Source organism: Sphaerimonospora mesophila (genome assembly GCF_001417795.1).
Classification (GTDB): Bacteria; Actinomycetota; Actinomycetes; order Streptosporangiales; family Streptosporangiaceae; genus Sphaerimonospora; species Sphaerimonospora mesophila.
Map to the genome: position 1 here is coordinate 13,914 of NZ_BCBX01000035.1, position 15,600 is coordinate 29,513.

A 15,600-nucleotide genomic window follows, 5' to 3' on the forward strand; every position below is an offset into this window, starting at 1 on the left:
GTGGCGGTTGGGCGCGGCGGGTGTACGACGCCGCTCAGGGTTTCATCGGGGAGGCCGCGACGGCCTCGGCGAGGCGTGCGATACCGTCCTCCAGATCGGACTTGTCGATACCGGCGCTCGGATAGACGCGCAGCACCCGCGGGTCGCTGAGGCAGAAGCTGACCAGGACGCCACGTTTGGCCGCCTCCAGAACGATGTGGCCCGCGACCGACGCGTCAGCGGCTTCCAGGCCGATCATCAGGCCTTCGCCGCGCACCGCCGCGATCCTCGGCTCCCGCGCGCGCATCTCGTCGAGGAGGGTGCGTGCATGGTCGCCCAGCTCCCGTACATTCGTCAGGAACGCATCCTGGGAGACCAGGTCAAGTACGGCCCGGCCGACGGCACCCGCGAGCGCGCCGCCGGCGAAGGAGGAGGCGAGCACGACCGGGTCGGCGGCGGACTCCTTGACGCGGCCCGATGCGTGGACGACCGCCGCCAGCGGCAGCAGCCCGCCGCCGAGGACCTTTCCGACCAGCAGCAGGTCGGGGCAGACCTCGGCGGCCGAGCGCCACAGCCGACCGCAGCGGCCGAGACCGGTCTGGATCTCATCGAGGGCCAGCAGCGTCCCAGTGCGTTCCGTCTGCTCCCGCAGGAACGCCAGATACGATGGCGCCACCGGTCGTACGCCGCCCTCGCCCCGCACCGGTTCGACGAAGACGGCCGCGACGGCGCCGGTGTCGAGCAGGGCGCGCAGCCGCGCCTCGTCTCCCGGCACTTCAGGATCCACGAAGTGCACTGGAGCGGCCAGCGGGAGCAGGGAGCGGTCCGCGAACGAGTCGGATATGTGCAGGGCACCGGCGGTCTTGCCATGGTACGAGCCGCGCAGCGCGACGAATTCCGTACGATCCGTGGCCAGGGCGGCCATCTTCATCGCCAGCTCCACCGCCTCCGAGCCGGTGTTGGCGAACGACACCCGGTTCAGGTTCGCGGGGGTGGCGGCGACCAGGGCCTCAGCGCACGCGGTGGCCTCCGTGTTGCCGAGGATCTTGCCGGACAGGCCCATCCGCCCTAGCTGCCGCTCGGCCGCCGCGACCACCTCGGGGTTACGGTGGCCGATCAGGTGGACGCCAAACGAGCCGAAGTCGAGCCAGCGCCTACCCTTCTCGTCCCTGATCCAGGGCCCTTCGGCGCTCGCCTCCCCCGCGGTCAGGCCCGACATGCGCAGCAGCAGCGCCTTGTTGCGGCCGAACGCGGCGGCGTACCGGTCGACGAATCCCGTTGCGGCCACCGTACTCACGCGTCCTTGAGGAAGGGCTCGAGGAACGCGGCTTCGGTGCCGGCCGCCGTGCAGAGCTTCGACCAGTTCCGCAGCGCGCGCAGGATCTCCCGCTGCCCCGATGCCTTGAGCGGGTCGGGTAGTTCGCCGGGGAACGCGGCGCACAGGCGTTCCCACAGCTGCGGCACCAGACCGTCGGCGTGGTCCGGATCGTCGGGGGCGAGCGCGAACACCTCGACCAAACTCTCCCCATCGAGGCTGGCGAGATCGTGCAGGCCGTACTCCAGGGCCAGGGCGAGCCGGTGCTCCTCGGCGATCGTCACGGTGCCGGACAGGCGCGTGTCGATGTCGTAGAGCAGTTCGAGAAGCTTGATCCGGACCACGCGGCGAAGCAGCGGCTGATCCGCGCCGCCCTCAAGGTCCTCAAGGTAGGCGCGCCCCTCGACTGCGAGCAGCCACGCGGCGGTGGCCCAGGCCTCCACGGCCTGTGCCCCGGGCAGCCCGCGTCCGGACCGCGCCGACGGGAACAGCCGTACGGCGGTGAGTAAATTTACGGTCTCGTGGGACGACTGCATGATTCTCCTGTTCACTTTCGCCGGTGAACGATCAGACCGTGATCCGGTCAAGCGGGCAGCAGATGAAGCACGCCGGCGCGCGAAGCGCTCAGCAGGCCGGCCGGGTCGCCGGGCGGCGCGGCGTCGGGGATGACAGCGACCTGGCCTGTGGGCAGCTCCGCCTCGACGAACAGTGCGCTCGCGCCGATGACCATGGAGGACCCGGGCAGGAACGGCAACGGGCGGGCGCCGTCCGCGACCTCGAGGACGAGGGCGGGCTCGCGGCCCTCGCCGGCGACTTGGAAGACCTCCCCAAGGGCCGCCGCGAATTCGGGGCCCAGCGGTGCTCCGCCGCAGCCGCGCAGCGCGTCCCGCAGGCGGCCGTCGAGGCTGGCGAAGCGGTCGGCGAACGGTGCCAGGCCTGTGCCGTCGACAGCCCCGCGGTCCAGGAACCGCTGCCAGCGCAGTAGGAACCACTTGCGGTTGGAGTACACGTCACCGGCATGCGACAGGGTCGCGTCGACCATGTGCAGCAGGGCGCCGATCGCATATCCGGCGCTGCCGCGCGTCTCGCCCGCGGCCTCGGCCAGCCGCAGGTGGAAAACGTGCCGTACAGCTGTGTGCAGCGAGGACCACTTCCACATCCGGGCGAGGTGGGTCAGGTGGTCCAGGTAGGGCGAACCGCCATCCAAGCTCACGCCGTTGACGAGGCGCTCCAGGTATTTGCGGCGCAGTTCGTGGCTCTTGTCCCAGTCTCGGTGGGCCGCGACCACACCCGCCGGGTCGAGCGCGGCGGCCTTCGCCAGGTCGGCGAGCGCTTCCTCAACCTCGGCCTCGCCGTAGGAGACGGCCTCCAGGTGCTGTTCCTGTTCAAAGAGCTGCGTGGCCATGCGGGCGCCCTGCACGGCTTGCTCCTCAACGCGGATGAAGTCGATGTCGCTCGTAGAGTTGGCGATGCCGTGCACCGGGGAGCTGGTGAGCAGCAGGTGCCGGGCATCGCCCGTCTTGGCGCGCATCAGGACGTCCAGGCCCTGCCGGGTCAGGCCGCGCGTGGCCAGGAAGGCGTCGACGTTGCGCAGTCGTGCAGCGGCGAGCTCTTCGGGGGCAACGGGCAGGAATGTCGGGTCCAGCATGAGTTTCCTCGTCATTGGATGCGGGCTTGGCTTGGCTCAGACGGCCACGCGTTTCTGGCGCGCCCGGGCTATATGGCTGAGCACGCTGGCCCGGCCGAACAAGTAGGAGCGGGAGACGTGGGCGCGGATGCGGACCTCTTGGTTTTGCATGATCCTTCGGTGCAGCAGACCGAGGTTGTAGAAGGGGACGGTCGGATAAAGGTGGTGCGCCAGGTGGTAGTTGATGGCGCAAGGCGAGAACAGCAGCCGCTCCAGCGGATGCGCCAGGACGGTCCGGGTGCCGCCGATCCCGCCATCCGGGTCGCAGCCGACATGCTCTGCGACGGCCCGCAGCCGCAGGATCATGCTCAGCGCCGTCAACGACGGCACGATCCACAGCAGCAGATAGACGAGCCACCCACCGGTGAGGGTCAGCACCGCGGCGAGGACGACGATGTAGGCCAGGAACAGGTTGCGTCGGCCGCGCCCCATGGCACGGGCCACCGTCCGGTCTCCGCGCAGCACGGGCAGCAGCGAGAACTGGTCGAGCGTGTCGACCGTCTTGAGCAGGTTGACACCCGTCACATCGCCGGCGAACAACCTCACCCAGTCCTTCGAGGTGTGCGTCAGCGCCTTGGCGTCGAGGTCTGGGTCGCGCTCGGTATTGAGGTAGCGGTGGTGGTCAAGGTGGTGGCGCCGGTACAGGCTGGTGCTGACGAACAACGGGAAGGCGAGCAGCAGATCGCTCACCAGGTCATTGACCTTGCGGTTGGCGAACAGCGAGCGGTGCGCCCCGTCGTGCATCAGCACGGCGAGCGCGTGCTGCCGGGTAGCGATCACCACGATCGCCGGGAGATAGCCGTACCAGTGCCCCCACCATACCGCGCCCGCCCCGGCGGCGATCATCACGGCCCACTGCCGGACTATGGCGAGCGCGGCCCGCAACGGCCGTCTGCGGGACAGGGCGCGCAACTCGTCCTTGTCGATGAACCGGGTGCTCGGCGCCGGCGACATCTCAGCCCGCCGATCCGGTCGTGAGCGGCGCGGGACCGACGTCCTCGCTGAGCCGGGAGGCCACCGCGGAGGTGGAACCGGTGTACTTGCCGACGTACTGGTGCGGCTCGCCCTGCATGGACCAGAAGGACAGCTTGCCGATGGTCATGCCCGAGTAGACGCGCAGCGCGTTGGCCACGCTGATCTCCAGGGTCCACGGGAAGATGGCCCCGGAGTGGCCGAGCGGTGCCGAGAACTGAATCCACATGCCGAGCGTGGACACGGACCGGCAGGCGTAGAGAGTGGCCGCGTAGTGCGGGCTGCCCATCGCCTCCATGGTGCTGCCGAGGTAGAAGCGGCCGGGTTCCAGGACCATGCCATTGTGACCCATGACGACCTGGGTGGCCTTGGGCTGCTCGTAGCTGTCGAGTTCGGCCTCCTCGTAGCACAGGATGTCCGGCGCGAGGCGGAATCCGTAGCTGTTGGGCTCCAGGCGGGCCGGGCTGAAGTCATCGATGTGGATCTCGCCGGCGGCGACGGCTCGGGCTATCTCGGGTCCGGTCAGGATCACAGCCAACTTCCCATCAGGTCACTTATGGTCGTGCGGTAGGCGGTCAGGCCGTCCGTGCTGTTGTCCAGCACGGCATCGGGCTCGATCAGGTCCAGGGCCGACGTGGAGCCGTCAGCACGGGAGATGTCGCCGCGCTGCGCGAGCCTCTTCTGTCGCGCCTGCTCGGCGCAGGTGACGCGCACCACCCGGAAGCCTTGGGCACGCAGCAGAGGAGCGTCGGTGTGCGGGTCACGCAGGTCGTCGTTGATCAGCACGTCGGCGCCGTCGCGCACGGCGCCAGCGGCGCGCGCGAGGAAGTCGTCGACGAGGGAGCGCGGGTTGATCCGGCGCAGCTGTGTCGCCAGTTCCTCCAGGAGCACCTGGTCCTGGTCGCCTTCGCGCAGGGGCACGCCGGCGGCGGCATACACCCTCCTCTGCAGCTCGTAAAGAGGCCTAGCCAGGGGGATGCGGGCGACGGTCAGGCCGCGTTCCGCGGCCCACTCACAGATGATCCTGGCGCAGGTGGACTTACCGGACCCGGACAGCCCGATCACCGCGATTTGCAGCGGCGCGGCCGTAGCCCCCGCGCTCATGCGAGGTCTTTCAGTACGGCATCGAGGTCGACGTCGAGCGTACCGGTGAGACGGATCACGTTCAGGCCGGCCAGCAGCGGGCGCATGGCGGACAGCGTGGCGTAGAACTCCTTGTAGTCCGGCACCAGATAGTGCTGCCAGCCAAAGAACGTGGTGTCGACGGAGCGGTCCACGATGGTGTTCAGAGCGGACCAGCGGGCCCCGGGCTCGATCACAGGGGTCACTCGCAGCGGCTCGCCCGGTTTCACCTGCGGCAGCAACAGGCCGGCAAGGCGGTGAGGGGCGGGGTCGAACTCGGCGCCGATCCACTCCTCGAAGACGTCCGGGTCGAGGAGCATCTTTTGCCGGTCGGGTAGGTCGCCGAGCGGCGCGTCGAGGCTAGCCTCGACTGCCGCGGCGAGGTCCGGGTGGGCGCGCAGGGTGCCCACTCCGATGTACGGGTAGTCGCGCCAGGCGCGTACGGTGATGAACCCGTCGGCTTCGAGGGTGCAGAAGAGCTTATCGCCCGTGAAGTAGTCCCAGCCGCCGTGGTCCAGCACGGACAGCATGGTGGTCGTCTTGCCCGCGCCCTTGGGGCCTCCAATGGCATGCACCTCGCCGTCGCGGCGTACGGCGGAGGCGTGCAGGACAACGGTGCCGGCCGTCTCCTCCGTCCTGATGATCAGGTCGCGAACGAAGTCGATGATCTGGACCGCCGCCCCCTCGCCGATCGCGATCTCGAAGTCACGGTCGGTGGCCGCGTCCACTGGGACATTCACGACGGCGTTGTCGTTGCGGTAGATCAAGCGGTCGCCGTGCCGGGAGATCAGCGCGTCGAACGTGAACTCTGGTGCGCTGCTTCGCCGGATGACGACCGGCTCACCCTCCGGCTCCCCGCGGACGGATTGAAGCGCCTCCACTCGGATCCGGTAGTCCGGCTGCTGGGCGGGGCCGTCGGCCAGCAGGTGGCGGAAGAACCGACTTATGGGTTCGAAGGCTTGCTGCGCGGCATCGTCGACCTGGAACTCCACGGTCGTGCCTATGAAGGTCAGATGGAGGATCATACGTGGCTCGCACTCCGGTCGGTGTGAGTGGCCGTCAGCTGCTGCAGCACCAGTTCTGCCGGCCAGGTGTTGTCGATCACGCCCAGGTCGGAGCCACCCGGCAGCCCGGGTCCTGCCGCGGCGAACAGGGCATGCAGGCGGTCGTCGCCGCCATTGGTGACGTGGGCGCCCGGCTTGGCCGCGCCGTGCACCGGGCTCGCACCACCGGACAGGTCGGCCGAAGGCAGGCAGTCCGCGTCGAACAGCAGGTCCATGCGGCGGCCATCGGGCGAGGGGAGCAGCCGCTGGACCAGGGGCCGGTCCGTGCCCGGCGTGCACACGGCCGTGAGCAGGCCGCGCACGGTCGCGGCGATGGCGTCGGTCTCCTCTCGGGACGGCGGACCTCGGCGGCCGGCGGACCCGTTGATCCATAGGGAGCCGTTGTTGACGGGGTGGTAATACGCGGCTGACCGCTCGGGGTCGAGGCGACCAGCGGTGTCGGTGACGGCCAGGCCCGCGTCCAGCAGCAGCTGGTTGGGGTGCAGCGTCCAAGCCGTGCCCGCCATGCCGTGGTCGGCGCAGAGGACGACGGTGTCGTTTTCGCCCGCGCGGTTGAGGACCCGACCGAGCAGCCCATCGGCCTGGCGGTAGCAGCGGGCGATACGGCGCCACACCTCGGGTGCCTCGTCGGGACGGTACGCTGCGCTGCGCTCGTCGCACCAGCCGAGCAATTCGTGCCCGACATCGTCCGTGGTGGGCAGGTAGAGCACCACGAGGTCGCTGCTGTGGTGGGCGAGGGCCCGTTCTATGGCGGCACCGAAACCACGGCCGACCAGGCGGACCGACGACAGGAACAAGTCCTCGGCGCTGCCGTCACCGCCGTCGACGAGCCTGGACCCGAACGTGCCGGCACGGTAGCAGGAACCGAGGGCCTCACCCGCGAACGGCGGCGCCTCGCGCAGCGCGGCGACGACGGACATGTCGTGCCCGACGGTTCTGGGCGACCAAGCGCCGGTGTGTAGCAGCAGCCGCCTGTCGCGCAGCTGCGCCTGGCGCAGCCAGATCCCGGTGTCGGCGTCCAGCATCAGCGGCGTCCATACGTCGGTGACGTGGGCCTCGCCGTGCCTGCCGCGCACCCGGACGCCCGGGCCATCGGCGACGGCCACCAGCTCGTGGTGGGCGACGGGAAAGGTGAGCGGTGCGACACCGAGCTCGTGCGCCCCGTGCCGGGCCAGGCGCCTGCTGTAGGCCTCGGTCGCCGCGTCGAGCCACTCAGGCACGGTTCCCGTGTCAGTGACGGTGTCGGCGACCCACGGCACGTGCACAGCGGTCGTACGCAGCCCGGACCGCCCGGCCGTCTCCCACACAGCCGGCCGCCGGCACGCCGAGCGGGCGAAGCCGGAGACGGAGTCCCCGAGGCGCCCGGTCGCGCTCGGCACGCGGAAGCCGGTAACACCGTGCTCGTCGGGCCAGGTTCCGGTGAACAAGGTGGCGAGCGACGGCGGCGTCTGGCAGTTGGGCGCCGGCGGCCGGGCCGCCGCGAACACACCTGCGGTACGGAGCCGACGCACCGCAGGCAGCTGCCCCTCGGCGTCCAAGCGGTCCACGATCCAGGGTGCCGCCGCGTCCCACACCATCCAGTAGACGGTCACCCCATCTCCCCCGGGCGGGAAGTCGCGGCCAGCAGCGCGGGCAGGTCGGCGATGCCGTCGATCACGTCGTCGGGCTGCGGCAGGCCGCTCTCGGCGCGCTGGTCGGCGTACTTGCCGGTGCGCACTTGGACGGTGCGGGCGCCGATGGCTCGGCCGCCCGCGATATCGGTGGCGGCGTCGTCGCCGACCACGACACACAGCTCCGGCAGGCAGCCGACGGAGCGCACGGCGAGGTCGAAGAAGCTGGGGGACGGCTTGCCCACCAGGCGCGCGCGAGTGCGCGTCGCGTACTCCAGGGCCGCGACGACAGCCCCGGTGTCGAGGTGGTCTCCGTCGGCCCGCTTGAAGTACCTGCCACGTTGCAGGGCGATCAACTCCGCGCCGGCGCGTAGGGCGCGGAAGGCGCAATCGAGCAGCGGGTAGTCCAGGACATCGCGGCAGTCACCGACGACCACGTGGGTCGGTGGCCGGTCACTCGTGAAGTCGGCGAGCACGGGGCGCACCGCGTCGGAGACCACGAGCAGCGCAGACGCGTCGGAGGCCGCGAGCACCAGCCGGGCCGCGGCGACGGGCGTGAACAGCTCCGCGGCGTCGATGTCGAGGCCGATCCCGGCGAGGTCGGCGAGGATCGCAGCCGGGGGCTTGGAGTCGGTGTTGGTCAAGAACCGCAGCCGCAGTCCCTGGGCACGCAGTTCGCCGATCGCCTCGACCGCCTGCGGCAGCAGCTGGCCGCGGGCGTGCACGGTCCCGTCGAGGTCGATCAGCACGGCACGGTACGCGCCGCTCAGCATGGATCCGCCAGTCGCGCGAGCTCCGGCCGTCGCGCCACCGCTTCCTTGAGGAAGGTGCGCTTAGAGTAGAAGGACCGATCGGCGGACAGTCCGTGTTCGGTGAGATAGCCCTCCAGCCACTGGGCGAGCGCCTCGAGCTCCTCCATCGCCGTGGCCTCGTCGGGCTCCAGCGGGCTGCGGGTTCGCAGGTACTCCAGTTCACACTGGGACAGCACCATGTCCTCGGCCCCGTACAAGGAGCAGTGGTCGAAGAAGATGCCGTAGACGTGCCCGGTGCGCACTGACTCGAAGTTGACGTCGTAGCGCACTCGGCGAAACGGCGGCAGCGGGCGGATCTCCACGCCCAGTTCAGTGCGGATGTAGTGCGCGTACTTCCCGGGTTCGATGTCCAGGCCGTACGTGTGCTGTTCGCGCCGTGAGAAGGAGTCCTCCGCGTACCACTTCCGCTTCATCAGCTGCTTGCCGTCCGTGGTGGGGATAAAGGAGACGTAGCCCCTTTCCTCTTCAGGCCCGGTCACCTCGAAGAGGTGGTTGGCGTAGTCCCAGGCCTGGAACTCGTCGCGGTATTCGGGAACGAAGCCTGTCAACTCGCCTGCATGGATACGTCTGTTGAGCTCAACGGTGAGCCCCCAGATGTCCGGGGCCGGGTCGAGCGTGTACTTGTACTCCAGCTCCTGGCCGGGGAAGCACCTGCGGTAGTAGCGCTGGTGGTTGTTGAGGAACAGCGCATGCTCGGCGTGCGCGGCGAGTGCCGGGACCAGCCAGCCGAGGTCCTCGACGGGGCCCGGACCGACCGGCTGCGGGGTGATGCGTATGAAGCAGGCGTCCTCGGCGAGGAAGCGGATCTGCGTGTACACGTGGTATCCGGCGTCGGGCGAGCCGGTCACGTAGGCCAGCGGGACGAGCGAGGAGGCGCTGCCCGGGGCAAGCGCGGTTAAAACGTCGCAGGCCACGGCGTGCGGGAACAGCTCCTCTGCGACGAGGACGGCCGAGCCTCCCGTACCGGGCGCGAGGGCCTCGCAGCGGCCGAGGTCCGCCCAGCGGACGATGACGGTGTTGGCCACCCCGGCGGGGTGCTGGGGCGGCACCCGCACCAGCACGATCGGTTCGTCCTCGCGCAACGGCGTGATGCCGTTGAGGAGGTGGATGCCGCCCACGGCGAGCCACGCCTGGTCGCCGCCGATGGTCAGGCTGGTCTCAGGCATGCTCGCTCCTCGATGCCGACGCGACAGCGACGGATCCGTCCGCGATGACGGCCTGGGTGCCGTCGGGGAACCCGGCGAGCCCGGTCCCGACCACGGCGGGCACCCCGGCCTCGCGCAGTAGGATTGCAAGGTGGCACAGGGTCGAGCCCTGTTCGAAAACGAACCCGGCCACGCGGTCGAGCAGCACCGACAGCACCGCGTAGGGCCGGCTGACCCGGACCACGGGCGGCTCGGCAAACGCCGCCACCTTGTCGAGGAGTCGGGCGATCCCCTCGTACTCCGAGACGTCGCGGGACTTGTTGATGCTCACGGCGGGCCCCACGGAGAGCCGCCTGAGTAGTTCGTCCTCGTCGATCGTGAACAGCGGGCCGCTCGCGCTGCCCGACGAGATGCAGACACCGTCGGTGCCGACGACGACGCCGTCGGCACCGAGCACCGAGTAGTCAACGAACAGCAGTTCGCCCTCGCTGAGCACCCATTCGAGGGTGACGTCTCCGTATCTCTCCTGCATCGCGGCGGTCAGGCGGCGGATCGCGTCCAGGTGGCGCACGACGGATTCGGCGTCGTCGGGGGCGGTCAACCGGCCGTCCTCGCCGACAACGACGGCCTGGGCGCCGGCAGTGCCGCGGTTGAGGGCAAGCAGTCCCTCCGGCGTGTACTCGACCACGAGCTCCCGATCCGCCAAGCGCGAGATGACGCCGAGGTCGCCCCGGACGAAGTCCCGTACCACCACGGTGTGTCCGTCGTCCGGTGGACCCCCCGAGGTGACTTGGAGGAGGCGGCGAACCACCTGGTCCTTGGGGACGACGATCTGGCGCAGGGTGTTGCCGAAGTCGAGGACGCACTCGGCGCTGCGCCCCTCGGCGAGGGTCCCTGCCAGGCGCGCGGCGACCTCGGGGTCCTTCAGCGCCCGGGGTGAGAAGCCGACCACCCAGCCCGCCCCGACTGGGACGTCCTGGGAGGCGGCCAGCCGGTGTGCTGGACCGCGCTTGGCGGTGTAGCTGACGTAGACCTCCTCCACCTCGTGCAGCGAGGCCCCGGCGGGGATGTCGTCGAAATACAGGCGCGCGGTCCACAGGCCGTCGGCTCCGGCCTCCGGTGCCGGGCTGCGCCGCGCGGTGACCGGGCGGACCTGCAGGATGCGGACGCCCGAGTCGTCGACGGCCCACTCCACATCCACGTCGTGGCCGCGCCCAGCACGCAACTCCCGGATGATCCGCACGATCTCGACAATCGCGTCGCGGTGCTCGGCGGGCAGCTCGTCAACGGTGTCCGACGTTGCGCGCAGTGGTTCTGCGGCGCCGGACACCAATGTGTGGGCGAGGCCCTCCACGTACTCCAAGGCGACGTCGTCGGAGGGGCCGTCGAGACCGGTGAAGGCCACGCCGGCGATGCGGGGAGCGACCATCTCCTGGACGAAGACGGCGAGCCGGGGCAGCGGGTCGAAGTCACCGGCCCGCACCCGGGCGGCGACAGCCGGCGGCGCGTAGTAGGAGCGGCGGCACTCCTCCACGGCCTCGATCACGTCCTCGACGCCTTTGACGCCGAGGACAGACTGGTACACCCCGGCGAGGCTGGCGGCGGCGGTGTCCTCGTCCAGCCCGGAGGAGCGCACAGCGAACCGGAGTCCCTCGATGCGATCCCCGAATAGGTCGCGCAGCCGCTCACGGATGAGCCGCCGGGTCCCCTCCGGCAGGCTTGTCGCGGCGGCGATTTCGCCGATGCGGTCCATGGACTCGGTGAAGAATGCGCCGACGGTGGCGCGCATCTCGTTGAAGAGCTCCCCCATCCGAGCCTGGGCATCGGCGTCCATCGCCGCGGCCAGCTCCATGGCCGGCACCGCAAAGGCCGTCGGTACGGAGAAGGAGCGGGACGCCTTCGCGAGGGAGACGAACTTGGCGCCGACGTGGGCCGGGTCCGGGACCGTGTCGAGTCCCGGCAGGCGGTGGCGGGCCTGCTTCCTCTCGAAGTCTCGGTGAATGTCGCTGGAGCGCGGGCCGACCGAGCCCTGGTACTTGCCGTCGTACAGCTCCACGTCGCCCTGCGGGCGCCACCACATCATCTGCCCGATGTTCATGCCGTGGTAAACGCGGACGCGGTTCATTGTGAACAGCTGCAGCGTCCACTGGCCCTCGTAGCCGATGTCGCCCAGGCTCGCCGAGAGGTTGATGAACAGGCCGAGGCGCGCCACCGAGGACCGGGCGGCGAACGTCGGCGCGTAGCAGCGTCCGCCGAGCACTTCCTCGGTATGCGCGAGATACAGCCGTCCGGGCTCCAGCACGTAGCCCTCGTCCGGAATCTCCAACTCCTCGTAGTCATTGGGGAAACGGGGATCGAGCAGCATCTTTGTGTAGATCCGTAGCCGCTTGCCGAGCCGGAAGTTGTAGCTGTTGGGGTTCACCTGCGATGGCTCGAAAGGCTCGATGGTGATACGACCCGCAGCGTATTCCCGCACGATCTCGCTACCGGTAAGAATCAATGCGTCCCCCGCCTCGCTCCAGCGCAAACCATGCCGTGAGGAGAATATGACAGCCTGGCGGACGATAATCAACCGGTTTAGCCTCGTGCTTTCGCGACGAGTTTCGTCAACACTGCTCGTTGACATGAGAAAATCGCCTTTGAACTGGAAGGATGGGGCTTGCCGGTAAGTGTTCGGCGATCCCGTGGCGCGTGCGTGCTCGGTGAGGGACTCCTGTGTCTGCCAGGGCAATCGGCCGTGGTCACCACCGACGCGATGAAACTTTCACCGCCGCCGATCACGTCGTTTGCGCGGGTGAGAACCCGCGATCAGGTCAGGCCAGGGAGTGTCATACGCGAGCTAGGGAGTGTGGAAAAGTGCGCCCGTCGCGAGCGCGGGCCCAGATGGATGCATAGCGAAGCGGAGGAGGAGCCCGTGGCGGAACCTACGGGCGACCTTCCCGGACCCCGCGGAAGTTCCGAGCCTGCGAGCAACTTTCGTGGGCGGCGACAACGCAGCGAGGCGCCATCTGGACCGTGCGTAGCAAGGCATGACTTTTCGTAACTGGTTAGGCCCTTTGCGAGGCTGTCCGATTTGATCAGCAGTGCGTGATCCGCGATCATCTGTCGGGTGTCCGCTCCCACCCCGCCGAAGCCGTCGTACGACGAGCTGGCAGCGCTGGTAGTGCGGTTGGATGCGGCGCTGGAATCGACGCGAAGAGAGCTGGCGGACACACGGGCCGCGCTGGACAAGGCGAACGCGCGGATCGCGGATCTGGAGGCCCGGCTGGGGTTGAACTCGGGCAACTCCTCCAAGCCGCCGAGCTCCGATGGTCTGGCCAAGCCCTCGCCGAAATCGCTACGCAAGAGCGGTCAGCGCAGGCCGGGGCGCCCGAAGGGGACGCCGGGAGCGACGTTGATGCAGGTCGATCGGCCGGACAGACGGGAGCGGCACGAGCCTGAGCGGTGCCGGGGCTGCGGGCATGACCTGGCCGGCGCGCCCGAGGCCGGCATGGAAAAGCGGCAGGTGTTCGACATCCCGCCGGTCACCGTTGAGGTGATCGAGCATCAGCTGATTGAGCGGCTGTGTGCGTGCGGGGTCGTCACCCGCGGCAGCGCTCCGCAGGGCGTGACCGCGCCGGTGCAATACGGCTCCCGGATCACCGCGATCATCGTGTACCTGTACATCGGGCAGTTCCTGTCCAAGGACCGCACCGCCAAGGCCCTGGAAGACCTGTTCGGCGTGCCGATCTCGGGCGCGAGCGTGCTGACCGCGGCCAAACGGGCGGCCGGACGGCTGGATGGGTTCTTGGCCCGCGCATGCGAGGAAATCGCCGCCGCCCCCATCGCGCACTTCGATGAGACCGGGTTCCGCGTCGACGGCAGGCTGCACTGGGTGCACTCGGCCTCCACGGGGAAGTGGAGCCTGATCACCGTGCATCGCAAGCGCGGTACTGAGGCGATGGACGCCGCGGGGGTGCTGCCGGGCTTTGCGGGCGTGGCCATCCACGACGCCTGGGCGCCTTATGACACCTACACCAGCGCGACCCACGCTTTGTGCAACTCTCATCTCCTGCGTGAGCTGCAGCAGGTCATCGATACTGCCCCCGGCGGACAGTGGTGCTGGGCCGAGCAGGCCGCCGTCGCGCTGTGTGAGATGAAGACCCTGGTCGAGGCGGCCCTGAAGGCGGGCGGGCTGAAGCATCTGGACCAGGTGGCGTTGGCCGAGCAGGTTCGCCTGTGGCGCTCGGCCGCCCTGGTCGGCAAGAACGACACGGCCGCGCGGTCGGGCATGCTGATGAAGAAGCACAACGCCCTCGCGACCCGGATGCTGGCCCGTCACGACGACTATCTGCGGTTCACCCGAGACGAACGGGTGCCCTTCGACAACAATGCGGCCGAACGCGAGATCAGGATGATCAAACTGAGGCAGAAGGTCTCCGGCTGCCTGCGCACCCTGGCCGGTGCCGAGCAGTTCTGCGCGATCCGCAGTTATCTGGCCACCGTCCGCAAACACGGCGTCGACTTCTTCCACGCCCTCGTCGAACTCGCCGAGGGCCGCCCCTGGCTGCCCGCCATCCCAGGGCTCACACTCCTCGACGGTCTTCGCGCCCCCGCCGACAATTCGGCGCTGCCTGCCGCAACGTAATCTCATACGTAGCGATCTTGGTGACCTAACCAGTTACGACTTTTCAAACACGACCTAGCCATCGCGGATCTCTCAAGGGTGGCATACGCACCGTGGGACGTCGGCGGGATTGCCCGCGCGTCAGCTCTGATCTTGCGGTTGAGATCGCGTAAGCATTAAGCTGCGGTGCCCCTGCCAAAACCCCCGGTCCCTAAGAAAGTCCGACCGGGTTTCGAGCTGTTCAGCTTCCCTTGATCGCAGAGAAGGAAGGCACCGATGGACATGGTCAAGCTACTCAAGAAGGCGCTCTCCGAGGCTGCCGAAATCCCCGTGGAGTCGCTTCAGGACGACGTTGCGCTCGAGCAGCAGGGCATCACCTCCTTTCAACTCGTTACCAGCTATGTGTGGTTGGAGCATGAGCTGGGCATCTCCTTCCAGGGTGACCAATTGCCGTACTCCACCGCGGCCACCATCGCGGAGCTGGCCAAGGCCGTGGAGGCGATTCACGCCAGTGCCTGACTGGTTTCGCGCGACGCCCCGTGCGGCGCCCGACGCGATACGGCTGTTCTGCTTCCCGCCTGCCGGTGGGGCCGCGTCGCTCTTCACACCGTGGCGGGACCGGCTCCTGCCTCACATCGACGTGCACACCGTCCAGTTGCCCGGCCGGGAAGAGCGCGGTGCGGAACCCCCGTACACCGAAGCGCGCTTACTCGTACGGGAGTTGACGGCACAACTGACGGCCTGCCAGCAGGGCAACAGGCCGTACGCCTTCTTCGGGCACAGCCTCGGCGCAGCCATCGCCTATGACGTGGCCTGTGCTATGCGGTCCGAGGGTGTGCCCGGCCCGCGCGCGCTGATCGTCTCCGGGCGTCGTTCCCCCTATGCCCCACGGCGGGTTACACGCAGCCACATGCTGAGCGACGACGAGTTCGTCGCGTGGCTGGTGCGGCTCGGGGGCGTGCCGCGCGTGTTCCTGGGCCGCACGGAGACGTACAAGTTCTTTCTGCCCCTGCTGCGGGCCGACTTCGCGGTCGACGAGACCTATGCGCCGAGCACCCCTCCGCCCGGCGTCCGCTGCCCCGTCCTGGCGGTCACCGGCACGGACGACCCGCTCACCGCCCCCGCAGACCTCGCGGCCTGGGCCGAGGTGACCCAAGGTCCGTTCGATCAGCGAGAATTCAGCGGCGGGCACTTCTACCTGAATGGGGCACCGGAGGAACTGCTGGAGGCGATTCGCACCCAACTGGCCGTGCCAGCAGCGAGATCGGGGCGTGAGTGATGCCGTCGG

14 protein-coding genes are annotated in these 15,600 nt (G+C 69.0%); 3 read left to right on the forward strand and 11 right to left on the reverse strand.

All coding sequences use genetic code 11. The features are described 5' to 3' along the window. Positions 1-34 precede the first annotated feature (34 nt). From AP234_RS14140 to AP234_RS14190, 11 genes are read right to left on the reverse strand one after another with little or no spacing between them, the layout of a single operon-like run. Complete coding sequence (locus tag AP234_RS14140) at positions 35-1,267, reverse strand: aspartate aminotransferase family protein (RefSeq protein ID WP_055480120.1); 1,233 nt, start codon at positions 1,265-1,267, stop codon at positions 35-37. A 5-nt stretch (positions 1,268-1,272) separates the two neighbouring features. Continuing rightward, positions 1,273-1,830, reverse strand: coding sequence for a DUF6031 family protein (locus tag AP234_RS14145; RefSeq protein WP_055480121.1), 558 nt, complete (start codon positions 1,828-1,830; stop codon positions 1,273-1,275). Positions 1,831-1,877: 47 nt separating this feature from the next. Then, positions 1,878-2,942, reverse strand: coding sequence for a DUF6001 family protein (locus AP234_RS14150; protein WP_055480122.1), 1,065 nt, complete (start codon positions 2,940-2,942; stop codon positions 1,878-1,880). Between the two features lie 36 nt (positions 2,943-2,978). Then, on the reverse strand, positions 2,979-3,935 hold the full coding sequence (locus AP234_RS14155; protein ID WP_055480123.1) for a fatty acid desaturase family protein: 957 nt from the start codon (positions 3,933-3,935) through the stop codon (positions 2,979-2,981). Between the two features lies 1 nt (position 3,936). Then, positions 3,937-4,485, reverse strand: a complete 549-nt coding sequence (locus AP234_RS14160; protein ID WP_055480124.1) for a dCTP deaminase — start codon at positions 4,483-4,485, stop codon at positions 3,937-3,939. After that, positions 4,482-5,057: an ATP-binding protein gene (locus tag AP234_RS14165; RefSeq protein WP_055480125.1), complete on the reverse strand. Its 576-nt coding sequence runs from the start codon at positions 5,055-5,057 to the stop codon at positions 4,482-4,484. Before AP234_RS14165 ends, AP234_RS14160 begins: the two co-directional genes overlap by 4 nt. Continuing rightward, positions 5,054-6,100, reverse strand: a complete 1,047-nt coding sequence (locus AP234_RS14170) for a hypothetical protein (protein WP_055480126.1) — start codon at positions 6,098-6,100, stop codon at positions 5,054-5,056. Before AP234_RS14170 ends, AP234_RS14165 begins: the two co-directional genes overlap by 4 nt. Further along, positions 6,097-7,731 carry an alkaline phosphatase family protein gene (locus AP234_RS14175; RefSeq protein WP_055480127.1) on the reverse strand — a complete coding sequence of 545 codons (1,635 nt, stop codon included), beginning with the start codon at positions 7,729-7,731 and terminating at the stop codon, positions 6,097-6,099. The genes AP234_RS14170 and AP234_RS14175 overlap by 4 nt, the downstream gene beginning before the upstream one ends. Next, the gene (locus AP234_RS14180; RefSeq protein ID WP_055480128.1) at positions 7,728-8,522 is read right to left on the reverse strand and encodes a TIGR01458 family HAD-type hydrolase; all 795 of its coding nucleotides are present in this window, start codon (positions 8,520-8,522) and stop codon (positions 7,728-7,730) included. Before AP234_RS14180 ends, AP234_RS14175 begins: the two co-directional genes overlap by 4 nt. Continuing rightward, complete coding sequence (locus AP234_RS14185; protein ID WP_055480129.1) at positions 8,516-9,727, reverse strand: hypothetical protein; 1,212 nt, start codon at positions 9,725-9,727, stop codon at positions 8,516-8,518. The genes AP234_RS14180 and AP234_RS14185 overlap by 7 nt, the downstream gene beginning before the upstream one ends. Beyond that, the gene (locus AP234_RS14190; RefSeq protein WP_431998577.1) at positions 9,720-12,332 is read right to left on the reverse strand and encodes a dCTP deaminase domain-containing protein; all 2,613 of its coding nucleotides are present in this window, start codon (positions 12,330-12,332) and stop codon (positions 9,720-9,722) included. The genes AP234_RS14185 and AP234_RS14190 overlap by 8 nt, the downstream gene beginning before the upstream one ends. Positions 12,333-12,815: 483 nt before the next feature. Between AP234_RS14190 and tnpC the strand changes: the two genes are divergently transcribed. From tnpC to AP234_RS14205, 3 genes are all read left to right on the forward strand, one after another. Then, positions 12,816-14,333: an IS66 family transposase gene (tnpC, locus tag AP234_RS14195; protein ID WP_063842919.1), complete on the forward strand. Its 1,518-nt coding sequence runs from the start codon at positions 12,816-12,818 to the stop codon at positions 14,331-14,333. Positions 14,334-14,588: 255 nt separating this feature from the next. Then, complete coding sequence (locus AP234_RS14200; protein WP_055480131.1) at positions 14,589-14,831, forward strand: phosphopantetheine-binding protein; 243 nt, start codon at positions 14,589-14,591, stop codon at positions 14,829-14,831. After that, positions 14,824-15,591, forward strand: a complete 768-nt coding sequence (locus tag AP234_RS14205; protein WP_055480132.1) for an alpha/beta fold hydrolase — start codon at positions 14,824-14,826, stop codon at positions 15,589-15,591. The genes AP234_RS14200 and AP234_RS14205 overlap by 8 nt, the downstream gene beginning before the upstream one ends. The last annotated feature ends 9 nt before the right edge of the window (positions 15,592-15,600 follow it).